17 protein-coding genes are annotated in these 17,413 nt (G+C 56.2%); 14 read left to right on the top strand and 3 right to left on the bottom strand.

Annotation, left to right across the window (positions count from 1 at the left end; translation table 11 throughout):
- Positions 1-29: 29 nt before the first annotated feature.
- From CA948_RS05450 to CA948_RS05415, 8 genes are all read left to right on the top strand, one after another.
- Complete coding sequence (locus CA948_RS05450; protein WP_094196813.1) at positions 30-584, top strand: OmpH/Skp family outer membrane protein; 555 nt, start codon at positions 30-32, stop codon at positions 582-584.
- A gap of 6 nt (positions 585-590) precedes the next feature.
- Positions 591-1,724 (top strand): UDP-3-O-(3-hydroxymyristoyl)glucosamine N-acyltransferase, encoded by a 1,134-nt coding sequence (gene lpxD / locus CA948_RS05445; protein WP_108727528.1) that lies wholly within the window; start codon positions 591-593, stop codon positions 1,722-1,724.
- A 12-nt stretch (positions 1,725-1,736) separates the two neighbouring features.
- Positions 1,737-2,192: a 3-hydroxyacyl-ACP dehydratase FabZ gene (fabZ, locus tag CA948_RS05440; RefSeq protein WP_003799758.1), complete on the top strand. Its 456-nt coding sequence runs from the start codon at positions 1,737-1,739 to the stop codon at positions 2,190-2,192.
- A 3-nt stretch (positions 2,193-2,195) separates the two neighbouring features.
- Positions 2,196-2,984, top strand: coding sequence for an acyl-ACP--UDP-N-acetylglucosamine O-acyltransferase (gene lpxA / locus CA948_RS05435; RefSeq protein WP_094196811.1), 789 nt, complete (start codon positions 2,196-2,198; stop codon positions 2,982-2,984).
- Between the two features lie 77 nt (positions 2,985-3,061).
- Entirely contained in the window at positions 3,062-4,243 is a 1,182-nt protein-coding gene (lpxB, locus tag CA948_RS05430; RefSeq protein WP_238988679.1) for a lipid-A-disaccharide synthase, read from the top strand.
- Positions 4,240-4,845, top strand: coding sequence for a ribonuclease HII (gene rnhB / locus CA948_RS05425; RefSeq protein ID WP_108727526.1), 606 nt, complete (start codon positions 4,240-4,242; stop codon positions 4,843-4,845). Before lpxB ends, rnhB begins: the two co-directional genes overlap by 4 nt.
- A 10-nt stretch (positions 4,846-4,855) precedes the next feature.
- Positions 4,856-5,638, top strand: coding sequence for a TrmH family RNA methyltransferase (locus CA948_RS05420; RefSeq protein WP_094196808.1), 783 nt, complete (start codon positions 4,856-4,858; stop codon positions 5,636-5,638).
- A gap of 256 nt (positions 5,639-5,894) precedes the next feature.
- The gene (locus CA948_RS05415; protein WP_203226755.1) at positions 5,895-7,343 is read left to right on the top strand and encodes an amidase; all 1,449 of its coding nucleotides are present in this window, start codon (positions 5,895-5,897) and stop codon (positions 7,341-7,343) included.
- Positions 7,344-7,487: 144 nt separating this feature from the next.
- Here the strand turns inward: CA948_RS05415 and ppsR are convergent, their stop codons facing one another.
- On the bottom strand, positions 7,488-8,321 hold the full coding sequence (ppsR, locus tag CA948_RS05410; protein ID WP_094196807.1) for a posphoenolpyruvate synthetase regulatory kinase/phosphorylase PpsR: 834 nt from the start codon (positions 8,319-8,321) through the stop codon (positions 7,488-7,490).
- A gap of 169 nt (positions 8,322-8,490) precedes the next feature.
- Here ppsR and ppsA point away from each other — a divergent pair, with 169 nt between their 5' ends.
- On the top strand, positions 8,491-10,857 hold the full coding sequence (gene ppsA, locus CA948_RS05405) for a phosphoenolpyruvate synthase (RefSeq protein ID WP_094196806.1): 2,367 nt from the start codon (positions 8,491-8,493) through the stop codon (positions 10,855-10,857).
- Positions 10,858-11,325: 468 nt separating this feature from the next.
- Here ppsA and CA948_RS05400 read toward each other — a convergent pair whose 3' ends face one another.
- On the bottom strand, positions 11,326-11,967 hold the full coding sequence (locus CA948_RS05400; protein WP_234354308.1) for a TetR/AcrR family transcriptional regulator: 642 nt from the start codon (positions 11,965-11,967) through the stop codon (positions 11,326-11,328).
- Between the two features lie 341 nt (positions 11,968-12,308).
- Between CA948_RS05400 and CA948_RS05395 the strand changes: the two genes are divergently transcribed.
- Positions 12,309-13,619, top strand: a complete 1,311-nt coding sequence (locus tag CA948_RS05395; protein ID WP_108727525.1) for an NAD(P)/FAD-dependent oxidoreductase — start codon at positions 12,309-12,311, stop codon at positions 13,617-13,619.
- A 33-nt stretch (positions 13,620-13,652) separates the two neighbouring features.
- Here the strand turns inward: CA948_RS05395 and smpB are convergent, their stop codons facing one another.
- Entirely contained in the window at positions 13,653-14,117 is a 465-nt protein-coding gene (gene smpB / locus CA948_RS05390) for an SsrA-binding protein SmpB (RefSeq protein ID WP_042480746.1), read from the bottom strand.
- A 59-nt stretch (positions 14,118-14,176) separates the two neighbouring features.
- On the opposite strand from smpB, the gene CA948_RS05385 reads away from it, so the two are divergent.
- The 4 genes from CA948_RS05385 to CA948_RS05370 all read left to right on the top strand — a co-directional run bounded on the left by CA948_RS05385 (position 14,177) and on the right by CA948_RS05370 (position 17,379).
- Positions 14,177-14,611, top strand: a complete 435-nt coding sequence (locus CA948_RS05385) for a type II toxin-antitoxin system RatA family toxin (RefSeq protein WP_042480744.1) — start codon at positions 14,177-14,179, stop codon at positions 14,609-14,611.
- A complete protein-coding gene (locus CA948_RS05380) occupies positions 14,604-14,957 on the top strand; it encodes an RnfH family protein (protein ID WP_108727524.1) in 354 nt (117 codons plus the stop codon). Before CA948_RS05385 ends, CA948_RS05380 begins: the two co-directional genes overlap by 8 nt.
- Before the next feature lie 149 nt (positions 14,958-15,106).
- Complete coding sequence (locus CA948_RS05375; protein WP_108727523.1) at positions 15,107-16,255, top strand: acyl-CoA dehydrogenase family protein; 1,149 nt, start codon at positions 15,107-15,109, stop codon at positions 16,253-16,255.
- Positions 16,252-17,379, top strand: coding sequence for an enoyl-CoA hydratase/isomerase family protein (locus CA948_RS05370; RefSeq protein ID WP_108727522.1), 1,128 nt, complete (start codon positions 16,252-16,254; stop codon positions 17,377-17,379). Before CA948_RS05375 ends, CA948_RS05370 begins: the two co-directional genes overlap by 4 nt.
- The last annotated feature ends 34 nt before the right edge of the window (positions 17,380-17,413 follow it).

The raw sequence follows: 17,413 nt of genomic DNA, 5'->3' as shown, positions 1-17,413 counted from the left end.
TGCAGCCTAATTAGCAAGGTAGATTTTTCATGAAGTCAAACATCGCATTAAAACTTACAAACATCGCCCGCAGCTTGTCGCGTGGCAATAACGCGCTCGTTCTGGCTGCCGCGCTGGGTGTCGGCGCCATGACCGCTGCTCCTGTTGTTCAGGCCCAGACCAAAATTGGTTTTGTCAGCACAGAGCGCATTTTGCGTGATTCCAAGCCCGCCAAAGCGGCCCAAACCAAAATCGAAGCAGAATTCAAGCGTCGTGACGAAGAGCTGGAGCGCATGGCCAACAACCTGCGTTCGCAAGCTCAGAAGTTCGACAAGGATGCTCCTGTCTTGTCCGAGTCCGATCGTGTGAAGCGTCAGCGTCAACTGGCTGACCTGGATTCCGATTTGCAGCGCAAGCGCCGCGAATTCCAGGAAGACTTCAATCGTCGCCGCAACGAAGAGTTCTCGGCCATCGTTGAGCAGGCTGATGCCGCTATCAAGCGTATTGCTGACTCGCAAGGCTACGACCTGATCATTCAGGACGCGGTCACCGTTAGCCCACGTGTGGACATCACCGAGGAAGTTCTGAAAGCACTGGGCGGTTGATGCACTATGCCGGTATTGCTGAACGTTGATCAGGCTGTACAGCTGTCTGAACTCATAGACGCCATCAACAAGACCGGACTGGATTGCAAGCTGCCAGAAGGCATTAAAGAGCCTATGCCCCGGATTCGGGGCCTAGGCTCTTTACTTTCTGCGGGTCCGGAAGAAATCAGCTTTCTGTCCAATCCCAAGATGCAGGATCTGCTGGAGCAGACCCGTGCTGCGGTGGTGATTTTGACGCCACAGGTCTACGAGGATCTGGGCTTTACACCGTCCTTTATTCCGGTTTTGTGCTCAGAGCCTTATCTAATGTATGCGCTGCTGGCTCAGCGTTTTGATCAGGTGCGCATGGCGGATTTGCCCCAGGGCATCCATCCCAGTGCGGTGATTGACCCTAGTGCTCAATTGGGCGAGGGCGTGTCGGTCGGGCCCTTTTGCGTGGTGGAGGCCGGCGTCAAGATCGGACGTGGCACCCGTTTGGGTGCGCATTGCGTGATTGGCGCAGGCTCTACCTTGGGGCCAGACTGTTTACTGCATGCGCGTGTCACTCTTTACCACCAGGTGCATATTGGGGCTCGCGCCATTTTGCATTCGGGCGTAGTGCTGGGCGCGGACGGTTTTGGTTTTGCGCCGGATCCAGTGAAAGGCAAGGGTGCCTGGGCCAAGATTGCACAGATCGGCCACGTGCGTATTGGCGACGATGTTGAAATCGGCGCCAATACGACGGTGGACCGTGGTGCACTGGATGACACCGTGTTGGCCAACGGCGTCAAGCTGGACAACCAGATTATGATCGGGCACAACGTGCAGGTCGGCGAGCACACGGCCATGGCGGCGTGTGTGGGGGTGGCCGGCTCTACCCAGATTGGGGCGCGTTGTACGATCGCCGGGGCAGCGATGCTCTCGGGTCACCTGGTCTTGGGTGACGATGTACACGTCTCTGGCGGTACGGCTGTCACCTCCAATATCAGTCAGCCTGGACGTTATACCGGGGTTTATCCCTTTGCTGGGCATCAGGACTGGCAGAAAAACGCTGCCGTGCTGGGGCAATTGAGCGGTTTGCGCCGTCGCCTGCGCTCTTTGGAGCGTCAGCAGGCTGATGGGGCAAATGAATCATCTGAACATATCAATAAACAAAAATAAGCAGGACAGGACATGGAACTCGACATTCGACAAATTATGGATCGCCTCCCTCATCGTTACCCGATGCTGCTGGTTGATCGCGTCTTGGAACTGGTGCCCGGCAAGAGCATCGTCGCCATTAAAAACGTGTCGATGAATGAACCCTTTTTTACGGGTCACTTTCCGCACATGCCGGTTATGCCTGGGGTCTTGATCATTGAAGCCATGGCTCAGGCAGCGGCGCTGTTCTCTTTTACCGATCCTGAGGATCCGTACGCCAAAGTGGACAACAAGCTAGCCTATTACCTGGTTGGTGTGGATGGCGCGCGTTTTCGCAAACCCGTGATGCCAGGCGATCAGTTGCGTTTGGAAGTGACCGCGGATCGCATCAGCCGCGCCTTGTGCAAGTACACGGGCCGTGCCTTGGTTGATGGCCAAGTGGTTGCCGAAGCTAAAATTATGTGTGCGATCCGTCAATTGGAAGAATAGTTTATGCGTATTCATGAAACGGCCATCATCGAAGCGGGCGCTCAGCTTGCAGATGATGTCGAGGTCGGGCCTTACAGCATCATTGGGCCTAATGTCACGATAGGGGCGGGCACCAAAGTGGGCCCCCACTGCGTGATTGATGGCGTGACCACGATTGGTTGCAACAACCATTTCTACCGTTTCTGCTCCATTGGTGGCATGCCGCAGGACAAGAAGTACGCGGGTGAACCGACTCGTCTGGAAATCGGCGATGGCAATATGGTTCGTGAGTACGTCACCATCAATACCGGTACGGTGCAGGATGTCGGTGTGACCCGTGTCGGCAATGATAACTGGATCATGGCCTACACCCACATTGCACATGATTGCCAGATTGCCAATCACACGATTATCGCCAACAGCGTCCAACTGGGCGGCCACGTGCATATTGGCGACTGGGCCATTCTGGGCGGTTTGACGGCTGTGCATCAGTTCGGTCGTATCGGTGCACACAGCATGATTGGTGGTACCAGCTCGGTGCGTCAGGATATTCCTCCTTACGTGATTGGTGCAGGCGATCCTTTCCGTCCTGTCGGTGTGAATAGCGAAGGCCTGGGCCGTCGCAACTTCTCGGCTGAAGCGATTTCGGCGGTGAAGGAAAGCTACAAGCTGCTGTATCGTCGCAAGCTGACGGTGGAGCAGGCCGTGGAGCAGATGCAAGCCTTGCAGGAAACGCAGCCTGAGTGCCGTGCGGCCGTACAGGTCATGATCGACTTTCTGAATGACTCCAGCCGGGGTATTTGCAGACCATGAGCAGCGCCTCCAGCCCATTAGCGGCACGTTCAGACGGGTCGGGGCAAACAGGGGCCAAGCGGGATCTGTGTATAGGAATGGTAGCGGGCGAGCCGTCTGGCGATTTGCTGGCGGCCCGCATCATTCAAGGACTGCGCCAGGGCAATCCTGGCGTGCAGGTAGAAGGCATAGGCGGCCCCGAGATGGCCGCCCAGCAATTTCACCAATACTATCCCATGGACGCCTTGACGGTATTTGGTTACGTCGAGGCGCTCAAACGTATTCCGGGTCTGGTCTCCACGTATTTGGGCATGCGCAATCAGTGGTTGCGCCAGCGTCCGGATGTGTTTGTGGGTATTGACGCCCCGGACTTCAATTTGCGACTGGAGCATCGTTTGCGTCAGGCTGGCGTGCCGACGGTGCACTTTGTGGGGCCCTCGATCTGGGCCTGGCGCTACGAGCGCATCCACAAAATCCGCGAAGCGGTTTCCCATATGCTGGTACTGTTTCCTTTCGAGACCGAGATCTACGAAAAGGAAGGTATTCCGGTGACTTATGTGGGCCATCCCTTGGCGGCGAATATTCCCTTGCAGCCGGATAAGGCTGACGCTCGCTGTCGCCTGGGCTTGCCCGAGACAGGCCGTATTCTGGGCGTGCTGCCTGGCAGCCGCTCCTCCGAGGTCAAGATGCTGTCACCGCGCTTTTTGCAGGCCGTGCAGATCTTGCAGGACCAGGATCCGGATCTGACGATTCTGGTGCCTATGGTGAATCCCAAGCGTCGTCAGGAGTTTGAGGAAGCGCTGGCTCAGCATCCCATCCGCAATTTACACATTATTGATGCCAATACGGTCGGTATTCGTCAGCCTGATTCGGAAGGCGTGGTTCGCCCACCCGCCTGGACGGTGATGGAAGCCAGTGACGCTGTGCTGGTGGCCAGTGGTACTGCCAGCCTGGAAACTGCCTTGTACAAGCGGCCTATGGTTATTTCGTATGTGCTCAGCCCCATGATGGAGCGCATCATACGGTGGAAGTCCGGTCAGGACAGGCCTTATGTGCCCTGGGTGGGTTTGCCCAATGTGCTGGCTCGGGATTTTGTCGTACCCGAACTGCTACAAGAAGATGCCCAGCCAGCGAAACTGGCGCAAGCGTGCTGGAAAGCCTTGAGCGATCAGAGCTATGTGGCGCATATCGAGCAAGTCTTTACCGAGATGCATTTGACCTTGCGCAGGGACACGCCTGCTTTGGCGGCCGAGGTTATTTTGAATATGGCACGTGCATGAAGCAGCTGGATTTATTGGTCAGTGATGTCTCGGCAGGTTTGGTGGCGGGGCTGGATGAAGCGGGGCGTGGCCCATTGGCCGGTCCCGTCTTTGCCGCTGCTGTGATTCTGGACCCGAACAATCCCATTGAAGGCCTGAACGACTCCAAGAAGCTGACCGCCAAACGGCGTGAAGCCTTGGCCGTTCTGATCAAGGAAAGGGCTTTGGCCTGGGAAATTGCCAGTGCGACCGTCGCAGAAATTGATGACATCAATATCTTGCATGCGGCCATGTTGGCGATGCAGCGAGCCTGCAATGGCCTGAGTGTCAAACCTGAACAGGCCCTGGTGGATGGCAATCGCATTCCCACTGGCCTGTGTTGCCCGGCAGAAGCCATCATCAAAGGTGACGCCAGCCATGCTGCCATTGCGGCTGCATCAATTTTGGCGAAAACAGCGCGGGATGCGGTCTGTCTGGAATTGCACCGAGACTATCCCGAATACGGTTTTGACCAGCACAAAGGCTACGGGACGGCCTTTCATCTTGAGCGTTTGTCCCAGCACGGGCCTTGCCCCGAGCATCGTCGAAGTTTCGCGCCGGTACGCGCATCTCTAGTTAGGTAAGTTGAAGACAATGAGGCTGATTGAATCCAAAGATAATGCGCTGTTCAAACGAGTGCAGCGCCTGGCTCACGATAAACGCGAGCTGGACGGGGGCGATCAGTTGATTTGGTTGGAAGGCATTCATCTATGCCAGATGTGGCTGGAGCGCCGAGGCTTGCCGGAACTGGCGGTTTTCGAGATGGACCGCCACTCGGACGAGTTGCTCGAACTGGCGCGCTTCTTGCCAGGCCATAGCAGTGTGACCTTCAATGCAACCTTGATGAATGCCGTATCCCAAGTTGGTCAGGGGCAGGGCATAGGCTTTATTGTTCGCGTACCTCGAGGGCAGGTTTGGACGGCTCCCACAAAACGTGCCATCTTGCTGGATCAGGTTCAAGACCCGGGTAATGTGGGCACCGTCTTGCGAACGGCGGTGGCGGTGGGGTTGGAGGCCGTGTATCTGACGCCAGGCTGTGCCAGCGTCTGGTCTCAGAAAGTGCTGCGTAGTGCACAGGGCGCCCATTTCTCCATTCAAATCCATGAGCAGGTCGATGGTGTGGCTCTGCTTGAAAAAGCTGCCTTGCCGGTGCTGGTGACCTCCTTGGGGCCAGATGCCCAGGACCTGTATGAATCCAGCTTGCCCGACCAGGGAATTTGGGTTTTTGGCAATGAAGGGCAAGGTGTTAGCCCGGCCTTGCTGACCAAAGCGAATCAGTGTTTGTTCATCCCTCAGGCGCCCGGCGTGGAGTCCTTGAACGTGGCGATTGCCACCGCCCTTTGTCTGTACGAGCAGCGTCGTCAGCACAGCCGCTAGTCTTGGCGGCTTGATTGCACCGTACTGGGAAGAGTCAGCCGGTGTCAGTGACTTCTTTCTTGATGTCGCTCTTGTCTCCACTTTTAAAATCAAGTAAATCATCTAGTAAGGCGTCTGCTTATCGCTACGCGAGCATTGAGAGCATAGGGCATTGACGCTTGTCTGCTAGCGGCTCCCTGAGGGCCGCTTTGTCATCTTGTATCGCTCCATCGTTGTATCCGGCTGGATTCCTAATCTTTTTCAGATGAGGTCAACAATGAAACTTAGCGAATACGCGACCTATGATGCCTTGGCGTTGGCTGAGCTGGTTGCCAAGAAACACATCAGTGTTCAAGAATTAAGTCAGGTGGGCAAGAAAGCGGTTGATGCATTGAACAGCAAAATCAATGCGGTGGTAGAGAGCTGGGACGGGGAGATTGACCCCCATGCTGACCGGGACTCCGTACTTTACGGCGTCCCGTTTTTGATTAAAGATCTGGCCATCACCATGAAGGGCAAACGCTACGAGCTGGGTAGCAAGCTGGCGCAAGGCATGGTCATGGACGCGGACAGTACTTTGATGAGCCTCTACAAAGAGGCGGGACTGGTCACCCTAGGTCGAACCACGACCTCGGAATTTGCCATCAGTACAACGACGGAGGCGCGCTGCGTAGGCCCTACGCTGAACCCCTGGAACCCTGCCTTTAATGCCGGTGGCTCGACAGGAGGCTCGGCAGCCGCGGTCGCGGCAGGGATGGTGCCGGTGGCTCACGCAACTGATGGCGGTGGCTCTATTCGTGTCCCGGCGGCTGTGAACGGCTTGTTCGGCTTGAAGCCCACTCGGGGGCGGGTCTCCAGCGGCCCCCTGCAAGATGAGGTCTGGAGCGGTTTGCTGGCCCACCTGGGCGTCAGTCGTAGCGTGCGAGACAGCGCTGCTTTGCTGGATGCGATTAGCCGTCCCGGTATTGGTGAGCCGTATTACACGGCAGCACCCCCTCAGACCTTTCTATCGGCTGTGAAGAAAAATCCAGGCGCTTTGCGTATCGGGTTGATGATGGACCCGCCCAGCGGTGATAAAACCGAGTCTGTCATTGCCGGCAAGGCGATTGATATGGCCTCGGTGCTGGAGTCTCTGGGCCATCAGGTCGAACCCCTGGTATTTGATTCCGGCGTCAGTTGGGAGGCTTTTGTACACGCCAATGCCCAATTCTGGAATGTGAACACGGCGGCGTGGATAGACAGCATTGCCGCAGCGACCGGGCGGCCGGTGAATGAGGTGTATCTGGAACAGGCCACGTTGGCGGCCTATGCCTACGGCAAGAAGATTAGCGGAATTGATCTTTTGGGGGCGATCGCCGTGCGTAATACGGTCTCCCGGAATCTGGGCGCGTATTTCCAGAAATATGATGTCCTGATGACTCCCACCGTACCTGCGCTGCCCATGAGGGTGGGTGAGTACAACCAGATACAGGATCAGGTGGATGGCCTGGGCTGGATTGCCCACGTCTTTAAGCAAGCACCTTTTGCGGCTTTGGCCAATATCAGTGGCTCACCCTCCATGTCGGTGCCGGCCGGGCAGGATGTGGCGACTTCCTTACCCATAGGCATGATGTTTACGGCCGCTTATGGTCAGGAATGCCTCTTGTTTGGCTTGGCTGGCCAATTGGAGCAAGCCTTGCCCTGGAGTGATCAGCACCCGCAGGTTTGGGTGGGCAAGTTGGATTGAGTGCGGACAAAAGCAGCAGATCTGACACCGTAGCAGCGGCCAACAAAAAGGCCTGAGTTCGGTGTGATACCGAGATCAGGCCTTGATGTTGAGGCTGTCCGAATACTCCCGTAGGGGGTATCGCCCGGACTAGCTGTTCGATCCTTAGTAAGAGCGGCGGTCCAAACCGACATCATCCAGAATCTTGGTGGAGATTTCCTCGATGGATTTGGTGGTGGTGGACAGCCAAGGAATGCCTTCCATACGCATTAAACGTTCCGCCTCAGCCACTTCCATGCGGCACTGCTCGATGGTGGCGTATTTGCTTCCCGGACGGCGCTCATTACGCACTTCAGACAGACGGTCTGGATGAATGGACAGACCAAAAATCTTTTTCCGGTAGGGAGCCAGCGTGGCGGGCAGGGTGCCGCGCTGGAAATCTTCGGGAATGATGGGGTAGTTGGCGGCCTTGACGGCGTACTGCATCGCCAAGTACAAGCTGGTAGGCGTTTTTCCGCAGCGGGATACACCCACCAGAATCACGTCGGCTTGTTCCAGACCATTCACGTACTGACCATCGTCGTGCGCCAGACTGAAGTTGATGGCTTCAATGCGATTGTTGTAGCGCTTGGACATGCCACCGGAGTGCGAACGGCCTACGGAACGGCTGGACTTCACTCCTAGGGCGCGTTCAATGTGTCGTACAAAGGCACCAAACAGATCCAGGAAGGTGCAGTTGGCCGCGCCAATAATGTGCGCCATCTTGGGGTCAACCAAGGTGCTGAATACCAGCGGTTGCTGGCCTTGCTCTTGAGCGCATTGGTTGATGCGATCAGCGACAGCTTGGGCTTTCTCGATGGTATCGATGAAGGGGATACGGACGGCCTGAAATTCGAATTGAGCGAATTGCGACAGGACGGAGTTGCTGAAAGTTTCGGCGGTAATGCCCGTGCTGTCAGAAACGACAAAGACGGTACGCTCAATAGGAGAAGATGTCATGGAATAAGTCGTGCACAATGCTCGGGAAACGGTACAATTTGCAAGATTACCATTTACCGCTCGGATCGGGGTATGGAAAGGCAGGTTTGCTTAGGACAGATCACACAGACAGCGCTGTTGGGATCACTGCCTTAAGCAAACACGCTTTTTTTTCTATTCAAGGTGACTTATGTCTTACGTAATTAGTTTCGACAAGCTCCGCATGACGGACGTCGACACAGTGGGCGGTAAAAACGCGTCGCTGGGCGAAATGATCAGTCAACTGGCCGACGCTGGTGTGCGCGTGCCAGGTGGTTTTGCCACAACAGCCGAAGCATTCCGCGTTTTCCTGAAAAACAACGATCTGGACAAGCGCATTCAGCAGCGTCTGGACGCGCTGGACGCCGACGACGTTCGTGAACTGGCCGCTGCCGGTGCCGAAATTCGCCAGTGGATCATCGACACTCCATTCCCGGCCGAGTTTGAAAAAGCCGTACGTGACGCGTTTGCTGAACTGGATGCAGACGGCAAGGGTTCGTTTGCCGTGCGCTCTTCCGCCACCGCTGAAGACTTGCCTGACGCTTCCTTTGCTGGTCAGCAAGAAACCTACCTGAACGTGGTGGGCATCGACGAGGTGCTGAGCAAGATTCACCACGTGTTTGCCTCCCTGTACAACGACCGTGCTATTTCCTACCGCGTGCACAAGGGCTACGCCCACGCTGAAGTGGCGCTGTCCGCTGGTATTCAGCGCATGGTGCGCTCCGACAAGGGCAGCGCTGGTGTGATGTTCACCCTGGACACTGAATCGGGCTTTAAGGATGTGGTCTTTTTGACGTCCTCTTACGGCCTGGGCGAAACCGTGGTTCAAGGTTCGGTCAATCCGGACGAGTTCTACGTGTACAAGCCAACGCTGGCTTCCGGTCACTACCCCATCATCAGCCGCCGTATCGGCTCCAAGCTGATCAAGATGGAATTTGACGAAGGCCGTACGACTGATCACGCTGTGCGTACCGTAGACGTGCCGGTGTCCGAGCGCAACCGTTACTCCCTGAGCGACGAAGAAGTGATCGAACTGGCTCGTTACGCCACCATCATTGAAAAACACTACCAGCGTCCTATGGACATTGAGTGGGGTCGTGACGGTATCGACGGCAAGATCTACATTCTGCAAGCCCGCCCTGAGACAGTTAAGTCCCAGCAAGGCAGCAACGACGTGCAAGAGCGTTACCGCCTGAAAGCCACTGGCGAAGTGCTGGTTACCGGCCGCGCTATTGGTCAGAAGATCGGTTCGGGCAAAGTCCGTATCGTGGCAGACGCCTCCGAGATGGATCTGGTCAAACCCGGCGACGTGCTGGTCACCGATATGACGGACCCTAACTGGGAACCCATCATGAAGCTGGCTTCGGCTATCGTCACCAACCGTGGCGGTCGTACCTGCCACGCGGCGATTATTGCTCGCGAACTGGGCATCCCTGCCGTGGTCGGTTGCAACAACGCCACAGACGTGCTGAAAGAAGGTCAGGAAGTGACCGTTTCGTGTGCTGAAGGCGACGAAGGCCGGATTTACGACGGTCTGCTGGAAACCGAGATCGAAGAAGTCAGCTGGGGCCAAATGCCCGAGATCGGCCTGAAAGTCATGATGAACGTGGGTAACCCCCAACTGGCTTTCGACTTCTCGCAAATTCCTAACGATGGTGTGGGTCTGGCTCGTCTGGAATTCATCATCAACAACAACATTGCGATTCACCCCAAAGCCGTTCTGGACTACCCCAATGTGGATAGCGACCTGAAAAAGGCAGTGGAATCGGCGGCTCGTGGCTACGCCAGCCCACGTGCTTTCTTCGTGGAAAAACTGGCCGAAGGTATTGCGACTCTGGCCGCTTCCTTCTACCCCAAGCCCGTCATCGTGCGTCTGTCGGACTTCAAGTCCAACGAATACCGCAAGCTGGTGGGTGGTTCGCGCTACGAGCCCGAGGAAGAGAACCCCATGCTGGGCTTCCGTGGTGTGGCTCGCTACCTGTCCGAAGACTTCGCAGAATGTTTCAAGATGGAATGCGAAGCCCTGAAGAAAGTGCGTGACGAAATGGGTCTGACCAACGTCGAAATCATGGTGCCATTCGTGCGTACCCTGGGTCAGGCAGAACGTGTTGTGGACCTGTTGGCTTCCCACGGTCTGGCTCGTGGCGAAAACGGCCTGCGCTTGATCATGATGTGCGAAGTGCCTTCCAACGCCATTCTGGCCGAGCAGTTCCTGCAGTACTTTGACGGCTTCTCCATCGGTTCCAACGACATGACTCAGTTGACTCTGGGTCTGGATCGTGACTCCGGTATGGAGCTGCTGGCTGCCGACTTCGACGAGCGCGACGAGGCTGTGAAGTTCATGCTCAGTCGTGCCATCAAGGCATGCCTGGCACAAAACAAATACGTGGGTATTTGTGGCCAAGGCCCCAGCGACCACCCTGATCTGGCCAAGTGGCTGAGCGATGAAGGCATTATTTCGCTGTCGCTGAACCCGGATACGGTTGTGGATACCTGGCAACGTCTGGCCAAGGTCTAAGACGTAAGTTACTGCTAGCGAAATCTCTGGCAGTACGCGGGTCAAGTCAGGTAAGACCTAACACCCCGACATGGAGCTTCCATGTCGGGGTGTTGTCGTTTTGGGGACGTATCTTGTGCTTTTGTTCTTGCTATGGCTCTTGGCCGTGCTCATGCGATTTTGTTTTGCAGCGCTTGCTGCCTAGGTGAGTATATTGGCGCTTTGGCTAGCTGGAGTGCTTGTACAAGCTTGTATAGGTATTGCCAAGCGCTCGTGCCTATTGGTGTGCGGCTAAGGAGAGGGGCAGGCTGCAATTCTGATGAGCAGAACGGAACAGGGCAGGGCGCGGGTGAGAGGCCGTGATGGGGAATGGCCGTAACCGCCCTGGATCGGGCGGCATGGATTCGGAGTGTCTTGACGGGTTCGCTGCTAAGGGGAGAGGAACCGTGTATGGACAGAACAATCAGCGCTGCAGCTGATTGGCTGGTATTAGTTTGCTGCGTCGATTTGGTAAACGTGTAAGAACATATCCAGAATATGTTCCGTCTCAGTTTGAATGCGCTCTTCACTCCAGGGCTCCATCGCCCCCATGAGCAACAATACAATTTCGCCTTCGCTCAGGCAACGGAAGTGTTCCACCATTAATACCGGGTCCAGCCGGCGTAGCGTGCCACGCTCGATATGGTGAGCAAAGAAACACTGCACTCCGTCCCAGATCTGGTCGTCCAGCATCTCCATAAAGCGTTTGCCGATGTCGCTGTGTCCACCGACAGAGACCACGATACGCAAAAGCTGGGCGGTTTGCTTGGAGTACAGATTACGCAGCATGGGCAGCAGGAAACTCTGCAGTTCCTGGCGGATATCACCTTCGCAATCCAGCTTGGTCAGAACCTGTTCGGTAAATTCCTGGGCACCTGTCAGCAGGACAGCCAGCAAGAGGTCTTCTTTGGATGGGAAATAATTGTAGAGCGTGCCCTTGGAGCCGCCTGCCAATGCAGCGATTTGGGACATGGATGTGGCCTCAAAACCATTCTCGCGAAAAACCTCGGAAGCCACTTCCAGGATTTTGTCGCGGCGTTCGCGTCCCTTTCGAGTCGCGCGTTGGGATTTTCGGGGAACATCGTCATGCATAATGGCAGGCAAAAATTAAGTGAATAGGACAAAGCCAGCATCATACCGTATCAATGGCTGCTGTGCTGCTGCTCCATGTCGACCGTTAAGGGAAGGCAAGACCAAACCCCTTAATTTTACGACATGCACTGCTATTGGGCCTATTTGTTTGCCTCAGTCTTTGATCTAAGGCCTAGTAAAGCGCAAAAGTGCCACACATTCGGGTGATTGCACGTGTCAGTGCTTCTGGACGCGCCTGGCGGCGTCTACAGATCGCTATAGTCCTTATCTGTTTTGATTTAAAGTATAAGGCGGCGGTTCTGATACTCTCTTTGCTTAAGACAAGGCCCAAGGAGTTGTGGATGTCTACTACGCAGTCGTATCAAGTGGTGATTGTTGGGGGCGGGGCAGGAGGCCTGGAGCTGGCTGCCAAATTAGGGCGTCAGTTCGGGCGTCAGCATATCTTTTTGGTCGACAAAGACAGCGACCATATCTGGAAACCGTCATTGCATGAGGTGGCTGCCGGTACCCTGGATATTCACCGCGAGGGGCTGTCGTATTTCATGCTGGCGCGTGACTGCGGTTTTACCTTTATTCAAGGTGAAATGATCAGCATAGACCGCGAGCAACGCACGATCACGCTGGCTCCGGTCCTGGGACCCGACCATGAAGAAGTCTTCCCGGAGCGCAGCCTGTCCTACGGTACGCTGGTGATGGCCGTAGGCAGCAAATCCAATTTCTTCAATACGCCTGGCACCCATGAGCATGCGCTGGCCTTGGACTCGACTCATCAGGCCGAGCGTTTCCGTTTGAAGCTGCTCAATGAGCTGATCAGTGTGACCCGCCGCGCGCAGCGTGAACCGGGGGCGCCCCTGTACATCAATATTGTTGGGGGCGGGGCTACCGGGGTAGAACTGGCAGCCGAGTTGCTGGAAGCCCGTGCCGATTTAAGCATTTACAGCATTCCGGGCAGCAGCTCGGACCGCGAAGTGCGTATCACCTTGCTGGAAGGTGCCGATCGCATTCTGTCCGCCTTGCCGCCCAAACTATCGGCTACCGCGCAAAGCCTGCTGGAGCAGCGTGGTGTGGCGGTACGGACCTCGGTGCGAGTCAGCCGTTTGGCGGCTGATCACATTGAGGATGTGAACGGTGGTCAGTATCCCAACGATTTGTGCGTCTGGGCCGCAGGGATTGAAGCCCCTGCCTTTTTGGCTCAACTCGGTCTACCTGTTAACCGTATCAATCAACTGGTGCTGGACGCCTGTTTGTCTACGCCCGATCCGTATATTTGGGCGTTGGGCGATTGCGCGCAAGTGCCTTGGGACAAGGAAGGCCAGTTCTTGCCTGCTCGCGCACAGGTCGCACACCAGCAAGCCAGTTACTTGCGCAAGCGGTTGGCTGCTCGCATTCAAGGCAAGCCGGTCGATGAAGCTCCCTTTGTCTACAAGGACTACGGCTCACTGGTCTCGGTGGGCCATAGCCGTGGGGTAGGCAGCCTGATGGGGGTTCTGTCTGGCAAGAGCTGGTTTGTAGAGGGTTTGCTGGCTCGCATTATGTATATGAGCCTGCACTTGATGCACCACATGGCGATTTTGGGGGTTGCGCGAACGGCAACCTTGGCTTTGGGCCGTTTGCTCAGCAAACGGGCCGCCCCTCGTGTTAAATTACATTGAGACTTGGAACAAAACGGGCTTTTTAGCCCGTTTTTATTCATTCGTCTTACGGCGGGTGTCGTGTTTCATCAAGCGTTCTTGTTCGCGCTTCCAGTCTTTGTCGCGGGAAACATCACGTTTATCGTGCAGTTTTTTACCGCGTCCCAGGCCGAAGTCCAGCTTGATACGACCTTTCTTGTAGTGGAGGTTCAGGGGAACCAGGGCGTAGCCACGTTGCTCAACCTTGCCAATCAGCTTGCTGATTTCTTCGGCTTTGAGCAGTAGTTTACGTGTACGAGTAGCATCGGGCCGGATATGGGTGGACGCGGTCGGCAAGGCGCTGACGTGCATCCCGATAATAAACAGCTCGCCTTCGCGTACGATGACAAAGCTTTCTTTGAGCTGAACATGACCAGCTCGGATCGCCTTGACCTCCCAGCCCTCCAGGACCAGACCGGCCTCAAAGCGCTCTTCGATAAAATATTCGTGGGTAGCCTTGCGATTATCAACAATACTCATGAATTAATTGCCAACCATAGATTGTAAAATCAGAACATTCTATCTATTAACCAGACCTGATGCATACAGTAAAACGCTCCGTCCTCCTTCCTTATAGCTGCGAACAGATGTTTGATTTGGTTGCAGAGGTGGAAAAATACCCTGAATTCATGCCCTGGTGTGGTGGCGCGACCGTCAATCAGCGCGACGAAAAGGGGATGGAAGCCTCGGTGACCATCAGCATTGCGGGTATTCGTCAAACCTTCACCACACGCAACGAACACGATTATCCCAACCGTATTGTCTTGCGCCTGGTCAAAGGCCCGTTCTCGGCCTTGACGGGGGACTGGCAGTTTACTCCTTTGGGCGAAGACGGTTGCAAGATCGTGTTCACCATGGAGTATGAATTCTCCAGCCGCGCACTGGAAATGGTCGTGGGTCCCATCTTTAACCGCGTTGCCAACAGCTTTATCGACTCCTTTACGCGCCGCGCCCAAGAGGTTTACGGTGACTGAGTTATCCGTCAGCGTAATTGTGGCCACTCAGGCCCAGGTCTGGAAAGCCGCCCTGCATTTGCCTGCGGGCAGTTGTGTCCGTGATGCCCTGTTAACGGCAGGAATTGCCGAAGGGCTGCGTGAGTGCGGCCTGCCACCGCTGGATGATGAACAGGGCCTGGACGCACTGCACGTCGGTGTCTATGGCCAACGTTGCCAGTTGGATCAGCTCTTGCAGGATCAGGACCGGGTGGAGGTCTACCGTGAGCTGGTCTTTGACCCGATGGATTCCCGCCGTCGTCGCTACGCGCACAAGCTGGCGGCCCGCGCTGCCGCCAGACCCCGCCGCAAACCCGTCCGCGCCTAGTTCATTCCGGCCTGATCATCAGGCTGCTACTTTCAGCTAGACTGTCGCCTTCTGCCTGGCACTGCTCCCTATGAAAATGCTGATTGTCATCAGCACGACAACTAAAGGGGGCGGCTCGCATTATGGTGGGTAAAAATAAGGAGACAGACATGATACTGACAGACGATCAGAACGCTTTTGCGCAAGCGGCTCGCGAGTTTGCACAAGGGGAGCTGGCACCGCATGCGGCGCGTTGGGACGAGGAACAGATTTTCCCGATCGAGGCGTTCCGTAAAGCGGGTGAATTGGGTTTTTGCGGCTTGTACGCCCCGGAATCCATCGGTGGTCTGGGCTTGGGACGTCTGGAGTCCAGCCTGGTATTTGAGGAAATGGCTGCGGTTGACCCGTCGACCACCGCATTTCTGACCATCCACAATATGGTGACCTGGATGGTGGGCACCTGGGGTACGGAGGAGATCAAGTCTCAATGGGGGGAGTTGCTGAGTAGTGGCCAGAAATTGGGTTCGTATTGTCTGACTGAACCCGGTGCGGGGTCGGACGCCGCCTCCCTGCGTACCCGCGCCGAACGTGATGGTGACGATTATCTGATCAGTGGCAGCAAAGCCTTTATCTCCGGTGCTGGGGACACGGACCTGCTGGTGGTCATGGCTCGTACCGGCGGTGACGGCCCCAAGGGGATTTCCGCCTTTGCCGTACCTGCTGATGCCGCCGGTATTACCTACGGTCGTAAAGAATTGAAGATGGGCTGGAACAGCCAGTCCACACGGGGCATTACCTTTGAGCGTGTGCGTGTTCCTGCCTCGGCCATGCTGGGCCAGGAAGGCGAGGGCTTCAAGCTGGCCATGAAGGGCCTGGACGGTGGCCGTATCAATATCGCTTGTTGCTCGGTAGGAGCCGCCCAAGGCGCTTATGATGCCGCCCGCCAATACATGCAGGAGCGCCGCCAGTTCGGCAAGAGTCTGGATCAGTTCCAGGCCCTGCAATTCAAATTGTCCGATATCCTGACCAGTGTCGTGGCTGCTCGTCAAATGGTGCGTCTGGCCGCCTCGCACCTGGACGCCGGCAGCAGTCAGGCCAGCACGTACTGCGCCATGGCCAAACGCATGGCCACGGATCTGGGTTTTCAGGCCTGCGTGGATGCGCAACAGCTCTTTGGCGGTTATGGTTACTTGAAGGATTATCCTGTGGAGCGACTGGTGCGCGATACTCGGGTGCACCAGATTCTGGAAGGCACAAACGAGATCATGCGTGTCATCATCGCACGACAAATCATTGATCTTGGAGCTGATATTCGATGACGGATTCTGTTTTGTTTGATCGCCTGCCCGGCCAGAACGGAAAGGCGATTGGTGTTGCTACGCTGAACCGCCCGCAAGCCCTGAATGGACTTAATTTGGAGATGTGCCAACTGCTGTTCAAGCAGTTTCAGGAATGGGCGCAGGACTCCAGTATTGCCATGATCGTATTGCACGGTGCCGGAGAGAAGGCCCTGTGTGCTGGCGGCGACCTGCATTCGCTGTACGCCTCCATGCAAAAGAACCAGGGTGGCTCGGCCTGGAATAACGAGTACGCCCGCGAATTTTTTGATGTGGAATACCGCCTGGACTATCTGATTCATACCTTTCCCAAGCCGATTTTGTGCTGGGGTGACGGGATTGTGATGGGCGGGGGCGTGGGCCTGTTCAACGGCGCCAGCCATCGTGTGGTAACCGATACCACGCGTTTTGCCATGCCCGAGATCTCCATTGGCTTGTTTCCCGATGTGGGCGGCACCTGGATGCTGTCGCATCTGCCCGCCGGCATTGGCCATTTTCTGGCACTGAGTGGCGCACAAATCAACGCGTCGGACTGCTTGTTCCTGGGTCTGGCGGATGCCTACTTGCCACGGGTGCATTTCGACGCCTTGCTCCAGGCCCTGCAAGCCACAAACTGGTCTGATGACCGCGCTGTGTGTGACAGCAGCGTGCATCAGATCCTGCGTCGTTTGGCGGATGGCGCTCGCCCCGATAGCGGCCCGCTGGAGCAGAACTACGCCATGCTGCGTGATGTCTGCGCCAGCCGTGAATTTGAACGCATTACACAGGCTCTGCAGCAGTGGCAGGGCAGTGCCGACCCCTGGTTGTCCCGTGCCGCGCAAACCTTCGCCAAAGGTGCGCCTGGCTCGGCTCGTTTGTCCTTTGAGCTGCTGGAGAAGGTGCATCACCTGTCTTTGGCCGATGTTTTCCGTCTGGAATACATAGTGTCGCTGCAATGTGGCGTACAGGGCGACTTCCAGGAAGGCATACGGGCACTGCTGATTGATAAAGACAAACAGCCGCGCTGGAATCCTGCCTCGCTGGAACAGGCGGATGCACGCTGGGTGGAACGGTTTTTTGTTCCTGCCTGGCCGGCAGAAACGACTCATCCCTTGGCTGACCTGTAACCCAGGCAGACCGCTGCGGCGCCAGACGGCGCCG

The sequence above is a fragment of the Alcaligenes aquatilis genome (genome assembly GCF_003076515.1).
GTDB lineage: Bacteria > Pseudomonadota > Gammaproteobacteria > Burkholderiales > Burkholderiaceae_B > Alcaligenes > Alcaligenes aquatilis.
This window is presented reverse-complemented; position numbering and strand designations above follow the sequence as displayed.